The organism is Streptosporangium sandarakinum, assembly GCF_050942225.1.
GTDB lineage: Bacteria > Actinomycetota > Actinomycetes > Streptosporangiales > Streptosporangiaceae > Streptosporangium > Streptosporangium nondiastaticum.
In genome coordinates, this window is record NZ_CP192034.1 from 8,111,618 (window position 1) to 8,130,160 (window position 18,543).

An 18,543-nucleotide genomic window follows, 5' to 3' on the forward strand; every position below is an offset into this window, starting at 1 on the left:
TGCCGTCAGCGGGCGTTCCGGGAGCCCGAGGCGGCGGGCGCCCGGCCCGCGGCCCGGCCGGCGGGCGGGGGCTGGGCCCACTGGAGCGCCTCGGCCGGCCAGTCCTGCAGGCGCGCCGCGGCCTCGAAGGTGGACTGGGCGAAGTCGAGGATCGCCCGGCGGGGGTCGGGGGCGTTCCTGACGTCGTCGTAGCGCAGCACGAACTCGCCGAAGGCGTCGTCATAGTAGGCCGCCTCGGGCAGGACGGACCGGTCGCGGAAGCCGGGAGGCTCGGGATAGGCGTAGGAGTAGAACACCGGCTGGTCGATCCGCGCGCCGTTGATCCACGTTCCGCCCGGCCAGAAGCCGAGGTCGCTCTGCTCGGCGTTGAAGCTCAGCCTGGTGACGGGGTCGGCGTCGGCCGGCGGTTCGGCGGGCCGGCCGGAGTAGCGGGTGGTGGACAGGTCGAACGCCCCCCAGTAGAACTGCACCGGGCTGCACTTGCCGGTGAACCGGGCCCGGAACTCGGCGAAGACCTCCTCCACCCGCAGGAGCACCTGCCAGAACCGCTGGACCTGCGCCGCCTCGTAGGTGGAGTGGCGGTCGTCCCGGTCGAACCGTACGGGGTCGGCGAACTCGACCGGCATCGTGCGGATCTCGACGTCCACCCCGAGGTGGGCCAGGGAGCGCAGGACCTCGGCGTAGAAGTCGCGCACCGCGCCGCCCAGCGCGATCGTGCGGCTCCCTCCGTCGGAGGTCTCGATGTGCAGGGAGTGGTCCAGCAGGTCGAAGCAGATCTCGAAGGTGCGCTCGCCGTACGGGATCGGGCCGGTGGAAAGGCCCCGGGCCGTGAGGTGGAACGCCACCTGCCACCAGTGGTTGACCATCGGTCGCAGGGCGAGCGAGATCTTCCCGACCACCTGCGCGTACATGTGCAGCGTGTCGTAGGTGTGCTGCCATCCGCTCACCGGCAGCGCCGGCCATCCGTTCCCACGCTCGGCCATCACACCGCTCCTCTCTTCCTCTTGTCTTCTCGTCCCGGAGTCCGGGGCGTCGTCACGTGCCGTGTTCCGGGGACTCGTGTTCCGGGGTTTCGTCTTCCGTGATCTCGTTTTCCGGGGTCGCGTGCTCCGCGGTCCCGTGTTCCGTGGTCTCGTTTTCCGGGGTCCCGTGCTCCGCGGTCCTGCGTTCCGTGGTCTCGTGTTCCGGGGGATGTTCGGAGTGGTGTTCCGAGCGGAGCAGTTCCACGACCGCGCCGAGGTCGGCGTCCCCCCAGCCGCTCGCGGCCGCCTCCTCGTAACGGCGTTCGACCGTCCGGGCGATCGGCAGGTCGAGGCCGAGCGACCGGGCGAGCTCGATCACGAGCCGCAGGTCCTTGGCGCCGAGACGCGTCGTGAACCAGCCCTCGTGGTCGCCGTGGAAGATGTCGTCGAGCCGGTTGCGCATGCCGGGGGCGACGGTAGACCACTGGTAGAGGAAGTCGTGCAGCATCCTCTCGTCGACCCCGGCCGCCTGTCCCGTGGCGACCACCTCGGAGACCAGGGCCACACCGGACATGAGCAGGTGGTTGTTGAGGACCTTGTAGACCAGGCCGGCGCCCGGGTCCTCCCCGCAGTAACGCTGGACCGAGAAGACGTCCGGCCACAGGAGCCGGAGCCGGCCCATGACCTCCCGGTCCCCGCTCAGCAGCCCCATGGCCTGACCGGCGGCGAGCGCGGCCGGTCCCCCGACGACGGGGGCGGCCACGAACCGGCGCTCCGGCGTCATCTCCCGCAACTCCCGGGCCGTGGCCGGTGACACGGTGCTCATGCCGACGACGACCGGCGGGTCGGGGCCCATGTGCGCCGCGAGACGGGCCAGGACGTCACGGCACGCCCGGTCGTCGGTGAGCGTCATCAGGACGGCGTCGGTGCCATGGGCGGCCGCCTCGGGGCTGGACGCCTCCTCGGCTCCGGCCCGGACCAGCTCTCCGGTCCTGCCCCGGGTACGGTTCCAGATCCGCACCACGTGTTCGCGGGCGAGCAGCCGCCGGGTCAGCGCCGCGCCCATCCGCCCCGTTCCCAGCACCGCCACCCGCATGTGCCGCTCCTCCCAGGCCGCCGGTTCCGCGGCCGTCCTGTCGCGCCGTGACCGCCGGCGGCTGCTAGGCCGTTCTCTCCATCTCGTGCCCGTGCACGACCAGGGCGTAGATCACGAGGATGTCGATCGCGATGACGATCAGAGACCACCAGGGATAGGCGGGGATGAAGAGCATGTGCTCGATGGCGTTCAGCGCGGCGAGCACGACCGCCACGACGCGTGCCCACGTCTGCCCGGCGATGAGGGCGATGCCCGCGGCGATCAGGAGAACGCCGAGGATCAGGTGGATCCACCCCCACGCCGGCAGGTTGAGGACCAGCACCTGGTCGCCCGTCTGCACGTAGAGGGCGCCCCGGAGGATGGCCGACAGGCCCGTGATGACGTTGAAGACGCCCACCAGGATCATCATCACCGCGGCGAACCATATCCAGCCGAGCCAGCCGCTCGCCCGCGCGCCGTATGCCATGCCGACCCCCGTTTCCCGCGGGTCGCCGTGAGGGCCGTCCCCGCGCCGGCGCCCATCCCTCGGCACCCCTCGGCACCCGAAGACTCGATGCCGAAGAACAGCACCCCCAAGAGACAATTCCCCCGTTTTTCGCCATTTCACCGTTTTGTCGGGTTCTTTCCGATTCTCTGACGGCGCATCAGCGGCATCCCCCGGCGGGCCGTCGGCCCCGGGGCGCCCCGGTGATCCTCCGCTCGCCGGAACGCCCCGTCCGGGCGCCCATGATGGAGAATCGGAGTCGTGCGGTTCGGCATCCTCGGCCCGACGGAGGTACGGCTCACCGGTGGGCGCCCCGTGCCTGTCGGCGGGCCGCGGTTGCGCGCGCTGCTGGTGCTCCTGCTCCTCACCCCCGGCCGGGTGGTGACCACGGCCCGGCTCATCGACGGCCTGTACGGTGCCGACCCGCCCGCGGGCGCCGGCAACGCCCTCCAGGCGCAGATCTCCCGGCTCCGTCACCTGCTGGACGCCGCCGACGCGGGCGGCGGTACGGCCGGAGCCGTGGGCGACGACCCGGACGGCGGCACGGGCAGCGGCACGGATGACGATGTGGACGACACCGCGGACGGCAGCGGCGGCGGGATGGTGACGCGCCACCCCGCGGGCTACCGGCTCGCCGTACCGCCCGAAGCCGTGGACGCGCACCGTTTCGAGCGGCTCGCCCGGCAGGGCCGCGCCGCCCTGGTCTCGGGGGAGCACGAGCGGGCCGGGGTACTGCTCGGCGAGGCCCTGGGCCTGTGGCGGGGGCCCGCCCTGGCCGACGTCCTGGACGCGCCGTTCGCCGCCGCGGCGGCCGCCCGTCTGGAGGAGGCGCGGATCGCCGTCGCCGAGGACCACGCCGAGGCCCGGCTCGCCCTCGGCCGGCGCCGCGAGCCGACCGCGGACCTCCGGACGCTGGTCACGGACCTCCGGGAGCTGGTCACGGCCCATCCACTGCGCGAGCGACCACGCGGGCAGCTCATGCGCGCACTGTACGCGTGCGGCCGGCAGGCCGAGGCGCTCGCGGTCTACGAGGACGTCCGCACGCGGCTGGCCGACGAGCTCGGCGCCGACCCGTCGCCGGAGCTGAGCGCGATCCACCTGTCCGTCCTCCGGGCCGCCCTGCCCGTTCCCGGACCGGACGTCCCCCCGGCCGGGGACCGGAGTCCGTCCGGCGACCTCCCCCCGGCCGGAGACCGGAGCCCACCCTCCGGGGACGGCGTGCCCGCGCGGGCCGGCGTGCCCGCGCAGCTCACGCCCCTGGTGGGCCGCGCGGACGAGCTGGCGCGGATCCGCGGGCTGCTCACCGGGACCCGCCTCGTCACACTCACCGGACCCGGCGGCACCGGCAAGACCCGGCTGGCCGTCGAGGCGGCCGCGCACGGTCACGACGATGTCTGCTTCGTCGAGCTGGCGCCGCTCACCGACGGCGCCGCCGTGCCCCACGCGGTGCTCGGCGCGCTGGGACTCCACGAACCCGGGATGCTGCCCACCCCGGGCGGAGCCGCGCCCGATCCGGTCGCGAGGATGGTCGCCGCGCTCGCCGAGCGGCGGACGCTGCTCGTCCTGGACAACTGCGAGCACGTGGTCGAGGCCGCCGCCGCGCTGGCCGCCGGACTCCTGGGCGGCTGCCCCGGGCTGCGAGTCCTCGCCACCAGCCGCGAGCCGCTCGGCATCACCGGTGAGACGCTGTGCCCCGTCCCTCCGCTCGCGCTCCCGCCCCCGGAGACCCCCGCCGCCGAGGCGCTCGGCTTCCCGGCCGTCCGGCTGTTCGCCGAGCGGGCGGCGGCCGTACGACCCGGGTACGCGGTGGAGTCCGAGGCGGACGCGGTCCTGCGCGTCTGCCGGACCCTCGACGGCCTGCCGCTGGCGATCGAGCTTGCCGCGGCCCGTCTGCGGTCGCTGACGGCCGCCGAGGTCGCCGCGCGGCTGGACGACCGCTTCCGCCTGCTGTCCCGCGGCAGCCGTACGGCCCAGCCACGTCATCGGACGCTGCGGGCGGCGGTGGAGTGGAGCTGGGACCTGCTCGGCGAGGACGAGCGGACGATGGCCGGACGCCTCACGGTCTTTGCGGGCGGCGCCACGCTGGAGGCCGTCGAACGGGTGACCGGGCTGCCCGACGCGATCGACCTGCTGGCCGGTCTGGTGGACAAGTCGCTGGTGGAGGTGGTGGGCGACCGTTACCGGATGCTCGACACGATCCGCGCCTTCTGCGCCGAAAGGCTCGCCGAGGCGGGAGAGGAGGAGGCGCTGCGCCGGGCGCACGGCGAGTACTTCCTCGGCCTGGCGGAGTCCGCCGACCCGCACCTGCGCGACGCCGGGCAGCTCGAATGGCTGCGGCGGCTGGACCGGGAGTACGAGGACCTGCGCGCCGCGATGCACCGGGCGGTCCTCCCTCCGGGGGCCCCGGGGTTCCCGGGCTCCCCGGAAACCTCCGGTCCTGCCGGCTCCTCCAGATCCCTCGGCTCCTCCGGCTCCCGCGGCTCCTTCGATCCGGTGTTCGCGCTGCGGCTGCTGTCGGCCCTGACCCCGTACTGGTGGCTGCGAGGGTTGCGGGGCGAGGCGGCCGCCCCGGCCCGGCGGCTCCTCGGCCGGATCGGCCTTCACCCCCCGGCCGGCGCGGAGGAGGAGTACGCCCTGTGCGTGTTCCTCGCGGCGTCGGCGGGCGGGTACGACCCAGGGCTCAAGCCTCACATCGAGGCCGCCCGGTCGATCCTCGCCGGCCTCGACGGGATGCCCCGGCAGCCCTTCGCCCTCGTGGTCCAGGCGGTGGTCCTCGGACTGCCGGACGAGGACCACCACCTGCGGTCCATCCGGCGGATGGACCGGCTCGGCCCGGACCCGTGGACCCGCGCGCTGATCAACTTCGGACTCGGCTACCACTGGTGGTCGAACGGGCGGCCGGTGGAGGCCGAGCGTGGTTTCGAGGCGGCCCTGGAGAACTCCCGGTCCATCGGCGACCGCTGGGGAACGGTCACCGCGCTCACCTCGCTGGCCGAGCTCGCCATCTGGCGGAGGGACGACGGCAGAGCCGCCGGGCTGGTCGGCGAGGCCATGTCCCTCGCCGAGGAGCTGGGTGCCACCACCGACCTGGCCGACCTGCTGTGCCGCCGCGCCGAGCTGGACGTACGGGCGGGAGATCTGGACGGCGCGCGGGCCGGGTACGAGCGCGCGGCCGGGTTCGCCCGCCGGGCGGGTGATCCGGCGGCACTGGCCGGCGCCCGCCTCGGCCTCGGTGAGGTCGCCCGAGTCCGCGGCGACCTCACCGAGGCCCGCGCCTGTTACAAGGCCGCTCTCGCCGGATGCGACCTGGAGGGGCACCTGGCCGAAGAGGTGCGCGGGCGGTTGCGCATCGCCCTGGGCCGGCTCGCCGAGATGGAGGGCGACGCCCGCGAGGCGCTGGACCGGCACCTCTCGGTGCTCTCCGGTACGGCGTGGCGGCGCAACCCGCCGCTGGCCGCCCTCGCCGCGGAAGGTCTGGCGGGCGTCGCCCTGCTGGAGGGGGACGGCGAACGGGCCGCCTTCCTGCTGGGTCTCGGGGTGGCCCTGTGCGGCGCCTTCGCACCGGACGGCCCGAACGACCCGGACATCGCCCGGGTCGGGGCCGGGGCCCGCTCCCTGGTCGGTGACGCGAGGTTCGAGGCGGCCCACCGGCGGGGCGGCGGCCTCACCGTCGGCCGGGCGCTCGCCGCCCTCGACCGGATCCGCGCCGGCGCCGGGCTGCCGTCCACGTCCGGGCGGTGACCCGCACGCCGCGGTCCGGCCGCCGACCGGACCACGGTTCGCGCCTCGCCGAAGGCCCCACGGACCGCGAGCCGTTCGCGGTCGAAGGATCGCCGCCGCCCGGACCGCGAGCCACCTGCGGTCAGAGATCACCGTCGCCCGGACCGTGGTCCACGGGCCGTCGGAGGCCCGTCAGCGTCCGGTCAGCCGGCCGTAGGAGAGACCCGCGACGCTGCGTCCATGACCTCCCCCACGATCTCCCCGCCACGCAGGTGGGGCACGCTGGTGATCGCCTGCCTCACCATACTGCTCCTCTCCGTCGATCTCACGGTGCTGCACCTGGCCGCGCCCAGGCTGGCCGAGGACATGCGGCCCTCCGCCACCCAGTTCCTGTGGATCGCCGACGTGTACGGCTTCGCGCTGGCCGGGCTCCTCGTCACCATGGGCAACATCGGTGACCGGATCGGGCGGCGGCGGTTGCTGCTGTTCGGCATGGCCGCCTTCGGGGCGGCCTCGGCGCTGACCGCGTACGCGCCGACCCCGGCGTGGCTCATCGCGGCCCGGGCGCTGCTCGGTGTCGCGGGCGCCACCATCATGCCGTCCACACTGTCGATCATCCGGAACGTCTTCACCGACACGAGGGAGCGGGCCACCGCGGTCGGCGTCTGGAGCAGCGTCTCGGCGCTGGGGTTCGCCATCGGCCCGCTGGCCGGCGGGCTCCTGCTCGACCGCTTCTGGTGGGGCTCGGTCTTCCTGATCAACGTCCCGGTGGCCGCGCTGGTCGTGGTGGCCGGCGCCTTCGTGCTCCCCGAGTCACGCAACCCCCGCCCCGGCCGGATCGACGTGATGAGCGTGGCGCTGTCCGCCGCGGGCGTCGTCGCCGTGATCTACGCGTTGAAGACCGCCGCCCACGACGGCGTCACCGGAGCGGAGGTCTGGGGGGCGGGGGCGTTCGGCGCCGCCGCGCTCATCCTGTTCGTCCGGCGCCAGACGCGGCTGGCCGAGCCCCTCATCGACGTCCGGCTCTTCCGCCGCCGCGCCTTCTCCGGGGCGATCGGGGCCAACATGATCGGGGTCTTCGCGATGCTCGCGTCGTCCCTCACCTTCGCCCAGTACTTCCAGCTCGTCCGGGGCTGGTCACCGCTGGTCTCCGGGCTGGCGAGCCTGCCCGGCGGCCTGGGGGCGGCGCTGGGCGGGACCCTGGCCTCCGGTCTGGTCATGACCGTCGGCCGGGCCCGGGTCGCCGCCCTGGGGCTGGCGATGACCGCCGCGGGGTTCCTCATGTACGGCCGGATGGACGCCGGCACCGGTTACCCGTACCTCCTGGCCGCGATGCTGGTCGCCTCCACCGGCACGGGCCTCGCCTTCACGGTGACCAATGACACCGTCCTGGCCTCGGTGCCCAGGGAACGGGCGGGTGCGGCGTCCGCGATCGCGGAGACCGCGCAGGAGATGGGCGGCGCGCTGGGCATCGCCGTACTGGGAAGCGTGCTGAACAGCGTCTACCGTGACCGCCTGGAACCGCCCTCCGGGGTGCCGCCGGAGGCGGCGCGTCAGATCGGCGAGTCGCTCGGCGGGGCGCTGGAGACCGCGGCCGCCCTGCCTCCGGCGCTGGCCGGGGCGGTCACCGAGGCGGCACGGCGGACGTTCGTCACCGCCATGCAGCTGACGGTGCTGACCGCCGCCGCGCTTCTCGCGCTTCTCGCGGTGGCGGTGCTGTTCGCCCTGCGCGGTGTCCCCAAGGTGATCCCCGAGGTGGTCCTCGACGACCGGGGCGAGGCGCAACCCGACGGCCCGGAATACGAAGGCCGTTCATATCGGTCGCCGGCCTGAGAGCCGAGGCCGGAACCGTGAATGCGGCGCCGCCCGTCGGTACGGCGATCCCCCACAAGAGTGGCAATTCACTACAAGAGGAACGTCAAACCCGCCGGAGATGAACATTGGATAACAAGAAAGGCCGAACCCCCAGGACGCCGCACCCGTCACGGCCGGTCGGCGGGGGCCGGACGCGCTCGCCCCCATGGAACGGGCCAGCGGGCCGAGGTTTCGGACAGTCACTTATAAGAATTATGAACTAATTAAAACCTAATAACCATAAGTGATGATTACCCGCCCCCTTTACCTTCCCTATGGATCACGGTCAGTCTAATATTTGGACCTATGTCATGGCGCGCATCAGATTTCCCAGATAGGAACGCTGGTTCCGCCTACCCCGCAGGATCTTCCCGTGGACAGGAATTCGATCACCTGTCGGACTGGCACCCGTCGCGGCTGCTCGCATTCGACCCGCGGAAGCTCATTCTGTTCGGCGCAATTCTGGTGATCTTGATCGGCGCGGGGGTCTGGTTGACCACCTCGAACACCCCTCGCCCCGGCGCGCTGGCCGCGGATCCGTCATCCGCGCCGCCCGACGCGGACTGGGGGCCGACGTCTTCCCCGGCCTCCGCCTCCCCGTCGGCATCCGTCTCGTCCCCTTCTCCCTCCGTCCCCGCCTCGTCCCCCGAGCCGGACGCTCCCAGCTCGTCCGGCACACCGGAGAAACCCGAGAAACCCGAGAAGAACGACAAGCCCGGTAAGGCCGGTACGAAACCCGCGGTTCCGCCGTCCACGGCGCCCAAGACCGACGCCGGCGAGGGAACGGAGACCAGGGCGGTGGTGCCTCCTCCCCCGGTCTCCTCCCCCTCCCCGGCCGACTCCTCGGCCAAGGGCGGCTCGGCCCAGCTCACCGCCAAACAGGCGTATCGCATCCACAGCGACTACCAGCGCGGGCTGTCGGCCGCCCAGCGAGACCTCGACCAGGTCGCGATGGGCAAGCTGGAGGGCGGTCTCGCGGTGCAGATGACCCGGGCCGGCTTCAAAACCGCGGCGCTGGAAGGCGGATCGGTGGCCGCGGGAATATGGCCCAACCCGCGTGTGTGGATCCCCCGCCACGTCGCGGGCCGCCCCGACTGGTTCGTGGCGATCTCCACCAAGCCCGGAGTGGGCCGGGTCGCCGACCTGATGAGCTCCACCCCCGACGGCTGGCGACTGGTGGCCTCCGCCGCCGACACGCGGCCCACCCCCGACCGGTTCCCCGTGATCGCGACCGACGACGACGGCTACGCCACGAGCCTGTCCGAGAACGCCACGGGCCTGGTCGCCACCCCGCGCCAGGTCGTCGACGCCCACCTGGCGAGCATGGAGCGGGCCGAGATCGACCCGATGTTCGCCGACGGGCCATGGACCAGCGACATCGCGCTGTTCTGGCAGGAGGAGCGCACCCAGTTGGAGGACGCCGGCTGGAACCTCACGCTGTCGTACCTGCCCGAGGGCCCGGTGCGCGCGTTGCGGACCGCCGACGGGGGCGCCCTGGTCTGGTACGGGGCCCGCTCGACCGACACGCGCAAGGTCGAACGGCCGGGGGCGCGGGTCGCGCTGAAGGGGGCGGCGGCCGTGCGCACCGGCAACAGGTCCTTCGCGCACTCGGCGCGGGCCTCCTACGGCCGCATGTACGTGACCTACATCCCCCCCGCCGGCTCCCCCGATCCCGTCCGCGTGCTGGGCGACTGGAGCGAGGTCCTGGAGGGCCACGGCGACTGACGTACCACCGAAAGAAGAGGAACGTTCATGATGACACCCTCACGTAGGGCCTCACGCGCGACGGTGATCACCGCCAGTGTCGCGATCGGCGTGTTCGGGGCCGGCGCCGGGCTGGGAGCCGTCATCGCCACTCGGTCCGACTCCGCGGGCCCCTCCGAAGCAGGAGGGATGCGCCTGGTCGCGGGCACCTACCGCCTGGACGACCGGATCGGCGCCTGGACGGCCCTGGGGGCGTCCGGCGCGGGTCGGCTCTCCGGGGGCGGCCAGGCCGCCCAGGGCGCCGCCACCGGCAACACGAAGGTCTGCCTGGCCGCGACCACCGACGGACACGCGATCGCGGGCGGGGCGAGCGGCTGCGTCGCGCTCCCGGCCGTGGCGGGAGCGGTCGGCGCACTGCTGCGCCCGGGCACTCCGGAGAACGCCGCCAAGTCGGCTCCGCCCCCCAAGGAAAGCTCCGCGCCGAAGGCCAGCGAGAAGACGAAGACCCAGCCCGTGCCGAACCCGCCGGCAGCCCCGCGCGCGCAGCAGCAGGACGCCGCCCCTGTGCAGCAGCCTCCCGCGAACACCCGCCAGGTGGCCGCCCAGCCGCAGGCCCCCGCCCCCAAGGCGCCGCCGCCTCCCAAGCCCGCCCCGACGGAGCAGGTGGGCCGCAGCCTCTCCGAGAACGGCAGCAAGATCCAGCAGCCGGCCGCCGAGCAGAAGCAGGAGGTCATCGCGCCTCCTCCGCCGCCTCCCTCCCCGCGGAACGACGCCCGCCCCTCGAACGGACCCGGCACCCCTCCCTCGGACGGGCCCGCCACCCGTCCCTCGGACGGGCCCGACGTGGCGCGGCCGTCCGAAGGCTCCCGGACCCCACCGCCGTCGGCGTACCCGCGTTCCCCCCGGAAGGGCGACCACGACCATCGGGGCCGCTCCCCGCGTGACGGCTATTCGATCCGTACGGCCCAGCCCTCGCCCAACGACCGGTCACGGTGGAACCGGCGATCCGGCCGGCCGTCGGCCGACCCGCGGGTGAAGGCGTGGCCCTCGGGGAACCCCCGCACGGCGTCCCAGCCGCCGAGCGCCCCCCGGGTGGAGACCCAGCCACCGGCCGACCGCCGCATGGCGACCCAGCCGCCGGCCGACCCGCGCACGGCGAACCGGCCTTCCGACGCGCCCATCGGCACGCGGCCGACCGGCATCCTCACCCCGGCGGCGCCCAACAGCACCATGAGGCCGATCGTTCCCGCGGGCCCGTCGACGCCGGCGAACCCGGCCCCGCAGCCGACGAACTCCGCCCGGCAGCCGGTGGACCCGCGGCCCTCCGCCCGGATCACCCCGGTTCCCCTGCCCTCTCCCCAGGACCAGCTCCCGCCCGCCGACGACACACAGCTCCCGCCGGTCGACCAGAACGCGCTCCCGCCGACCGGCCAGGACGCGGTCCCGCCGAACGACCGGAACACCGACCAGAACGCTGACCGGAACACCGACCCGAACAACGTCCCGCCGACCGGTCAGGACGCGCGGCCTCCGGCCGACCGGTTCCCGGCGGACCGGTCCGCGCCCCGGAGCGAGGCCCCCGACCCCTCCGCCTCCACCCTGCCGATCTTCCGGGACCCGGAGCTCATGCGGCGGGCCCAGGAGGCCCTGGGGCTGGACAAGAACATGCGTTACACCGACGAGAACGGCGTGTGGGACCTCAACATCGCCCCGCCCGGCACCCCCGAGTGCCGGAACTACTCCGAGGACGAGCTCGCGAACCTGGACACGTCCCGGGGGGGCTTCGCCGTACCGCGTGACTCGTGCGCGTGGCCCGCGTTCGTCCGCTGGCTGTACGCCGACCCGGCTCCCGGCCAGGTCAGCAACTGGACCAAGTTCACCGGCCTTTCCGAACGCAACCTGGAGCTCGTGGTGACCGACCCGTCCGACGTCCAGCCCGCTCAGCCCGGCACCGGCCAGGTCGAACCGGGTCAGACCGAGCAGGACCAGGTCGAACCGGGTCAGGTCGAGCAGGACCAGGGCGAGTACTCGGGCTCATGAGCACGTCCCCCGGAGCGGGGCGCGCCGTGCTCGGTCCCGGCCAGGCCGCGGCCTGGGTGGGCGAGCACGGCGCACACCTGATCGACTACGCCGTCCGCCACCTCCCGCCCGACCGGGCGGTGGCGGCGGCGTCGTCCGCGCTGGCCGCGTGCCGGAGCGGACCGGCGCCCCTGGGTGTCACGCCCCGGGGGCGCCTGCTGGCCTTCCTCCGGCGGGAGTGCCGTATCTCGCCCGGCTACCGGGCGGGGTACGTGCCGGATGCTGACATGCCGGGAATGCCGGAACGCCGGCTGATCGAGCGCGCCTGGACGATCGTCGATCCGCTGGGCGCGGAGGCGCTCCGGCTGATGTACCGGCACGAGCTGAGCACCGAGGACCTCGTCCACGCGCTGTCGATCTCCGTGGAGGAGGTCCCCGGGCTCACGACCCGCACCCAGGACCTGATCGAGACCCTCGTGAGCGGGCTGGACTCCCTCGCCCACGGCCGTTCCACCTGCCCCGACCTCGCCCCGCTGGCCGAGCGCGTGTTCCCCCGCGCGGGAACGGTCCCGCCCGCCACGGAGTTCGCGGAGGCCCGCGAGGACCTGCTGTCCCACATGGTGCGGTGCACCGTGTGCACGCGGCCGATCAACATCCGCTACACCGTCCCGCAGATGATCGCCCACCCCCGGGTCACGCCGCTGACCGCCGAGGTCAGGCAGCGACTCCTGGACTCCCTCCGGCCCGCCACGCGGCCGCCGTCGCCGAGGGCCGCCTCCGCCGCCCCGACCCCGCCACCGGGCGGGGAGACCGGCCCGGGAACCGCGGCACCCGCGTCATCCACCGCTCCCGCGGCTCCCATGCCCGCGCCGGTCGCGCCCACAGCGCCCACAGTGCCCACAGTGCCCACAGTGCCCGCCGCACCCCCCGCGTCCGCCGTGCCCCCCGCACCCGTCGCGCCGCCGTCCGCGGAGAACGCCGGAGCCGGAGAGGCCGGTCCCGGCCCGGTGCCGAGGTCGCAGGAGGACACCATGCCCGGCATCGCCGTACGGCGTCCCCGGCCGGGTCGTGCCAGGCCCCCCTACATGCCGGTCCGCCCCGAACGACAGCAGGCCGACCGCGCCGCGCCGCGTCCCGCGCGCCAGGACCGCTCCAGGAACCCCTACCGGCCGGCCCTCCCGGACCGCTCCACGCCCGCGCCGCCGTCACCGCCGAAGACCCGGCCGCCGTCCCCGCCCCCACCCGGCCAGGACACCCCGCTCTACAACGCCCTGCTCTCCCAGTCGTGGACGCGGGAGACCCGCACGCAGGACGCGGCGGCCACCGTCCCCTCCATGCCCGCGGTCACCGGCCGGACCCCGCCGGGCGGGCGCGGCACGCGGGCGGGGACGGACGCCGGGACGCACGACGGACCGGACGACGGGCCGGAGGGGATCCGGTTCGGAGCCGGGGTCCGGTTCGCCGAGGCGATGTCGTGGGCCGGGACGAGGCTCCGCACCACGACGATCAAGGTCGCCATCATCGTGGTCGCGGGCACGGCCGGCACGCTGACCGGGATGAGCCTCCTCGGGCCGGTCATCGGCGCCGAGGACCCGGCGGGTCCCCTGCAGTCGTCCGCCGCCACCGGGTCCGAGACCGCCCCGCCCACGGCCGCCGGCACCGCCCCCGCACCCTCGGGCGGGCTCGCCGGGCGGCTGCGCGTGCCGCCCGTCGTGACGCTGGACGAGTTCGGACAGGGCAGCCTGCTCCTCACCCTCACGGGCGAGCCGCTGGAGTGGCGGATCTCGGCTCCCGGACTGGCCGTGACCCCGTCCAGCGGCACGCTGCGGCAGGGCGAGACGAGTGTGATCGCGCTGCGCGCCCTCCGGGTCCGCCAGTGGTGCGGGGTCCCCGCCTCCGTCTCCGCCCCCCTGACCGTGTTCGGCCCCGACGACTCGGTGACCACGACGGTGCGCTGGCGAACCTGCTGACCGCCCCGTCCCCCAGCCTCATGCAAGTTCTACGCGAAAGGACCCCGGCTATGACGGAGACGCCCCCGAGGACGCAGCGTTCGCCGCACGGCCCGGCCGAGCAGTTCCACGACGTGATCCCGCTCACCGCGGAACACCTGCTCACCAACCGCCGCCCCGAGCCCACGGGCGGATGGCGGCGGCTCGTCTGGAGGCTTTCCGGCGGCCGGATCACCCCGGCCGAATCCTCCGCCGAACTGGAGCGCCGCACGCTGATGGCCCAGGCCCAGACGCCCGTCGCGAGCGGGCACCACCGGATAGCGGTCATGAGCCTCAAGGGCGGGGTGGGCAAGACCACGACGACCGTGGCGCTCGGCAACACGCTCGCCTCGTTGCGCGGTGACCGGGTCATCGCCATCGACGCCAACCCCGACCGCGGAACCCTCGGCCTGAAGGTCAAGTCGGAGACGGCCGCGACCATCCGCACCATGCTGGCCGAGGCCCCGCACATCCTCCGCTACGCCGACGCGCGCGCCTTCACCTCCCAGTCGTCGGCCCGCCTGGAGGTCCTCGCGTCCGACACCGACCCCGCGGTGAGCGAGGCGTTCAACGCCGACGACTACCGTACGGTGGCCGGGATCATCGAGCGCTACTACTCGATCTGCATCACCGACTGCGGTACCGGCCTGCTGCACGGCGCCATGGACGCGACGCTGGAGCTGGCCGACCAGATCGTGCTGGTCACCCTGGTCGCGGTGGACGGGGCCAGCTCGGCCGCCGCCACGCTCGACTGGCTCACCGCCCACGGGCACGCCGACCTGGTCAAGAACGCCATCGTCGTGCTGAACGCCGTGGAGCCGAAGACCGACGTCGACCTGTCGCTGCTGGAGCGGCACTTCGCCTCCCGCTGCCGCGCGGTGGTCCGCATCCCCTACGACCCGCACCTCAAGGAGGGCGCGGAGGTCGATCTCGCCCGGCTGCGGCCCACGACCCGGGGGGCGTACCTGCGCCTGGCGGCGGCGGCCGGCCAGGCGTTCGGCCAGCGTCCCGACCGGAGCCGCTAGTGCCGCCCGTTCCCGAGGACGCCGATCTCGACTGGGATCTGGGATCACCGTCCCGCTCCCCCCGACGGATGATCATCGTGGTCGTCTCGATCGTCGGGGCGATCCTCGCCGCGGTCTGGGCGTGGCACGTGCTGCGGCCCGGGGCCGAGCCCCCGACGGTGCGGGTGACGAACGCCGCCACCGACTCCGTCGTGCTCGCGACCCCCTCCGGGTACGAGGGTCAGGCCGGCTACCCCGTCGGGTTCCCCCACACCGAGCTGGGCGCGGTCTCGGCGGCGGCGGCGACCCTGGAGGCGGCCTGGACGCTGGACGCCGCCCAGGCCGAGCAGGCCGCGGTCCTGTACGTCCCGCCCGACCAGCAGGAGGCGGCCCGCGCCGGCGCCCGCGACACCGTCGCGAGCTGGCGAGAGACGCTCGGCCTGCCGAAGACCGGCGCTCTCCCGGACGGCGCCGCCATGCGGACGCGGACGATCGGGGTCCAGTGGCGGGTCCGCGCCCAGGACCAGATCCAGGTGTCCGTGCTGGTGCAGGTGACCGCCACCAAGGGCACCCAGGACACCGACCCGATCTACTCCAGTCCGTACGCCATGAACCTGATCATGACCTGGCACCCCGACATGCGGGCCGGGGGGAAGGGCGACTGGGTCAACATCCCGGACCCGTCCCCCGGCGCCCTGCCCGCCGTCGCCCTGCCCGGAACCCCGGAGTTCACCGCCGCGGGCTGGAAGTCCCTGTCCGCTCCCGACCCCTCTCCCGATCCCGATTCCACCCCGTAGAACGCCTGGAACGCGTAGAACGCCCACGGAACGAGGAAGACCGCACATGTCCCCACGCAGCTCACCCCGCCGCGTCACCCTGGTCTCCGGCCTCCTCCTGGCAGGGGTCTCCGCGGCGGCCGGCGCGGTCGTCGCCCAGCCCTGGTACGCCAAGGCCGACCAGGGCTGGACCGGCGCGTCGTCATCCGACCCGGCCGGCGGTTCCGCCATCGCCCCGGGCGAACCCCCTCCCGGCGGCCGGGAACGCGCGCCCGCGCCACCGGACGGCTCCTCCCGCGACGAGTCGTCCACCATAGAAGGATCGCCCCGGAGTGGAGGGGGCGGCTCCTCCCGCGACGAACCCACCACCGAAAGAGCACCCCGGAGTGGAGGGGGCGGCTCCTCCCGCGACGAACCCACAACGGAAAGGGCGCCTCGGAGTGGAGGGGGCGGCTCCTCCGGCGCGGAGACCGGCACGTCCTCGCGCTCCCGCGGGAGCGGCGAGTCCGGCCCGGCCCGCGAGTCCGGTACGGCACATCGGTCCGGCTCCGATCGGACGCCGCGGTCCGATCCGGCGCCCGAGTCCCGCTCCGCGCCCCGGTCCGGGCCGGCCACCCGGTCCGAATCCGCGCCGAGGAAGGCGGAGGGCTCCCCCGGCACCGGCCGGAGGACGACGGACGGCTCCGGCCGCCCTTCCAGCCGTGACGCCGACCGCGACGCCGGGCGGGAGACCGAGCGGACCGAACGGAGCACCACGCGGGACGCCACGGAGAAGTCCGCGCCGAAGCGGAACGCGTCCAGGAGTTCCGATCCCGAGCCGCACCTCTCGACGCTTCCGGAAACCGGCCGAGCTCGTGCCGCGGTCCGGAGCACCGCGCCGCAGCCGGACACCAGGAGCAAGCCCGACTCCGACGACAAGGGCAAGGACGCGCCCGACCCCGGTGACGGGGGCAAGAAGGACTCCCCCGCCCCGGCTCCCAGCGCCACGCCCGAGACCACGGCGCAGCCTCCGTCCTCGGGAGGTGAGTCCCCGGCCCCGCAGACGCCCGAGCAGTCCCAGAAACCGGCGGAGCCCAAGCCGTCCCAGAGCGGCGAGAGTTCCACCGGGCAGGACGACTCGGGGAAGAAGGACACGGAGAAGGAGAAGGGCAAGTCCGGAGAGAAGGGCAAGGGAACCTCCAGGGACACCTCACAGGAAAAAGGGGAAAAAGCCGGTAAGGGAACGAAGGAGTCCTCCGAGAAGGAGTCCGGAAAGAAGGCTTCTGGGAAGAAGGACACCGGAGAGTCGGCGAAGGAACCGTCCGGGAAGGGCGCCAAGGAGTCGTCGAAGAAGGCCACGCCCGGGGACGGCACCCCGGACAGGTCCGGAAAGGCGTCCAGGAAGGCCCCGAAGGACCCGGCGAGCCCCTCTCCCGTCCCGACCGCCGATGACGCGGGTGAAACCGGCGTCACCGGTGACGTGCCCACCGTTCCCGATCCGGTCCCGCCCGCGCGTACGGCGTGGCCCTCGGCCGATCCGACCGCGGCGCCCTTCCCCACCCCCGCTGTGACCCCCACCGTGGCCCCCACCGCCCCGGCGTTCTCCACCGGTCAGCCGGCCGCCGAGTCCGGCGCCGACTCGCCCGCGTCCATCCTCGGAGTCCCCGCGACCAGGCCCGTCCTACCGCTGCCCCCGCTGGCGCGCTCCTTCTTCACCTCGGGGATCGCGGGTTCCGGAGACTGCGCGTCGTGGCGGGATTCGGCATGTTGGAGTCTCGCGCCCTGGCATGGCCGTACGATCGGCTCCGCCGCGCCGCTTCCGGCCACCGACCCTCAGGCGCCGTCCTGGGCGCCCCGGTGGGCCTTCGCACCACCCGCATACTCCGTTCCCCTCGCGCCGAGCGGGTCCGTTCCGCGGCCCGTGACACCGGTCAAGGCCGGTTGCTGGGGCTTCAGTCCCTCGGCGCTCTGTGCCAGTTCCAAGGAGCAGCCATGAACCATCGATTACCGGCGCGGACGGCCGTACTCGGCCTGGTGACCGCGCTGGCGGCGGGCATGATCGCCGCCGCCCCCGGCGCGGCGGCGTCCGGCGCCGCGAAGGCCGTCTGCGGCCCGGCCCCCGCCGGCCAGGCGAGCGCGGCCGGGACCCTCGGCTGGGGCACACCGTCGTGGTGCGCGGAGTTCGACGGCGTCCTCGACCCGGCCGACTGGGTGATCTACGACTCGGCGGGCCACGCCGGCAAGGGCCGCCGTTCCCCCGACCAGCTCTACGTCGGCAACGGCTCGCTCTACCTCTACGGCCGCGCCGACGGCACCACGGCCGGGATCGGCGCCCGCCACGAGCAGACGTACGGGCGCTGGGAGACCCGGGTCCGGATGTACGAGGGCGGGGCGACCGCCTACCGCCCCCTCGCCCTGCTGTGGCCGCGGGACGGCGGGGGCGACGTGCTGAGCACCACGGGCGAGGAGATCGACTTCCTGGGGGTGTACGACTACCCGGGCAAGTGGCGTCCCAATTTCTACCTGCAGACCCCGCAGGGCGAGGAGCAGTCCTACTCCGACGTGGAGGTGACCGCCTGGCACACCTACGCGGTCGAGGTCAGCCCGCAGGGCACGGTCGGCTACATCGACGGCAAGGAGTGGTTCCGCTCGGCCAGGCACACGACCGGTGTGATGCAGCCGTGCCTGCAGCTCGACTGGTTCCCCGGCGGAGGCACCGAGGGAGAGGCGTGGATGGAGGTCGACTGGCTGCGGGTCTATCCGCTGAACGCCGCCGGCACGGGCTGATCCCCCGCCGGGCGATCTGACCGGTGAAGGGCGCGGGACGACGACGGTCCCGCGCCCTTCCTGCTTTCCGGCCCCGCCGTTCCCGCTTTCCGGCCCCACCGTTACAGGCCCCGCCGTTCCCGCTTTCCGGCCCCGCCGTTCCAAGCTCCGCCGTTCCCGGATTCGTTCTT

General features: G+C 74.0%; 12 protein-coding genes. 8 read left to right on the forward strand and 4 right to left on the reverse strand.

The genetic code is table 11. The features are described from left to right. Nucleotides 1-5: 5 nt before the first annotated feature. The 3 genes from ACQP10_RS37220 to ACQP10_RS37230 all read right to left on the reverse strand — a co-directional run bounded on the left by ACQP10_RS37220 (nt 6) and on the right by ACQP10_RS37230 (nt 2,524). A complete protein-coding gene (locus ACQP10_RS37220; protein ID WP_179821842.1) occupies nt 6-983 on the reverse strand; it encodes a DUF5996 family protein in 978 nt (325 codons plus the stop codon). Nucleotides 984-1,035: 52 nt separating this feature from the next. Beyond that, nucleotides 1,036-2,058, reverse strand: a complete 1,023-nt coding sequence (locus tag ACQP10_RS37225; RefSeq protein ID WP_433540601.1) for an NAD(P)-dependent oxidoreductase — start codon at nt 2,056-2,058, stop codon at nt 1,036-1,038. A gap of 64 nt (nt 2,059-2,122) precedes the next feature. Continuing rightward, a complete protein-coding gene (locus ACQP10_RS37230; RefSeq protein ID WP_346018374.1) occupies nt 2,123-2,524 on the reverse strand; it encodes a DUF7144 family membrane protein in 402 nt (133 codons plus the stop codon). Between the two features lie 279 nt (nt 2,525-2,803). On the opposite strand from ACQP10_RS37230, the gene ACQP10_RS37235 reads away from it, so the two are divergent. Beyond that, complete coding sequence (locus tag ACQP10_RS37235; protein WP_346018373.1) at nt 2,804-6,283, forward strand: AfsR/SARP family transcriptional regulator; 3,480 nt, start codon at nt 2,804-2,806, stop codon at nt 6,281-6,283. A gap of 219 nt (nt 6,284-6,502) precedes the next feature. Further along, nucleotides 6,503-8,095, forward strand: a complete 1,593-nt coding sequence (locus ACQP10_RS37240; protein WP_433540602.1) for an MFS transporter — start codon at nt 6,503-6,505, stop codon at nt 8,093-8,095. A gap of 410 nt (nt 8,096-8,505) precedes the next feature. Here ACQP10_RS37240 and ACQP10_RS37245 read toward each other — a convergent pair whose 3' ends face one another. Further along, nucleotides 8,506-8,871: a hypothetical protein gene (locus ACQP10_RS37245; protein WP_433540603.1), complete on the reverse strand. Its 366-nt coding sequence runs from the start codon at nt 8,869-8,871 to the stop codon at nt 8,506-8,508. A gap of 43 nt (nt 8,872-8,914) precedes the next feature. On the opposite strand from ACQP10_RS37245, the gene ACQP10_RS37250 reads away from it, so the two are divergent. The 6 genes from ACQP10_RS37250 (at nt 8,915) to ACQP10_RS37275 (ending at nt 18,373) form a co-directional block, all read left to right on the forward strand. Continuing rightward, entirely contained in the window at nt 8,915-9,841 is a 927-nt protein-coding gene (locus ACQP10_RS37250) for a hypothetical protein (RefSeq protein WP_433540604.1), read from the forward strand. Between the two features lie 63 nt (nt 9,842-9,904). After that, nucleotides 9,905-11,860 (forward strand): hypothetical protein, encoded by a 1,956-nt coding sequence (locus ACQP10_RS37255; protein ID WP_433540605.1) that lies wholly within the window; start codon nt 9,905-9,907, stop codon nt 11,858-11,860. Then, nucleotides 11,857-13,809, forward strand: a complete 1,953-nt coding sequence (locus ACQP10_RS37260) for a hypothetical protein (RefSeq protein ID WP_390002806.1) — start codon at nt 11,857-11,859, stop codon at nt 13,807-13,809. Before ACQP10_RS37255 ends, ACQP10_RS37260 begins: the two co-directional genes overlap by 4 nt. A 50-nt stretch (nt 13,810-13,859) precedes the next feature. Further along, nucleotides 13,860-14,852, forward strand: a complete 993-nt coding sequence (locus ACQP10_RS37265; RefSeq protein ID WP_179821824.1) for a MinD/ParA family ATP-binding protein — start codon at nt 13,860-13,862, stop codon at nt 14,850-14,852. Then, nucleotides 14,852-15,628: a hypothetical protein gene (locus tag ACQP10_RS37270; protein ID WP_346018367.1), complete on the forward strand. Its 777-nt coding sequence runs from the start codon at nt 14,852-14,854 to the stop codon at nt 15,626-15,628. The genes ACQP10_RS37265 and ACQP10_RS37270 overlap by 1 nt, the downstream gene beginning before the upstream one ends. 1,950 nt (nt 15,629-17,578) lie before the next feature. Next, entirely contained in the window at nt 17,579-18,373 is a 795-nt protein-coding gene (locus tag ACQP10_RS37275) for a glycoside hydrolase family 16 protein (RefSeq protein ID WP_346018366.1), read from the forward strand. Nucleotides 18,374-18,543 lie beyond the last annotated feature (170 nt).

Bases quoted from the DNA above. Each gene is read 5' to 3' on its own strand.
- ACQP10_RS37275 (WP_346018366.1), top strand. From the start codon at position 17,579: ATGAACCATCGATTACCGGCGCGGACGGCCGTACTCGGCCTGGTGACC.
- ACQP10_RS37260 (WP_390002806.1), top strand. From the start codon at position 11,857: ATGAGCACGTCCCCCGGAGCGGGGCGCGCCGTGCTCGGTCCCGGCCAG.
- ACQP10_RS37225 (WP_433540601.1), bottom strand. From the start codon at position 2,058: ATGCGGGTGGCGGTGCTGGGAACGGGGCGGATGGGCGCGGCGCTGACC.
- ACQP10_RS37240 (WP_433540602.1), top strand. From the start codon at position 6,503: ATGACCTCCCCCACGATCTCCCCGCCACGCAGGTGGGGCACGCTGGTG.
- ACQP10_RS37220 (WP_179821842.1), bottom strand. From the start codon at position 983: ATGGCCGAGCGTGGGAACGGATGGCCGGCGCTGCCGGTGAGCGGATGG.
- ACQP10_RS37230 (WP_346018374.1), bottom strand. From the start codon at position 2,524: ATGGCATACGGCGCGCGGGCGAGCGGCTGGCTCGGCTGGATATGGTTC.
- ACQP10_RS37265 (WP_179821824.1), top strand. From the start codon at position 13,860: ATGACGGAGACGCCCCCGAGGACGCAGCGTTCGCCGCACGGCCCGGCC.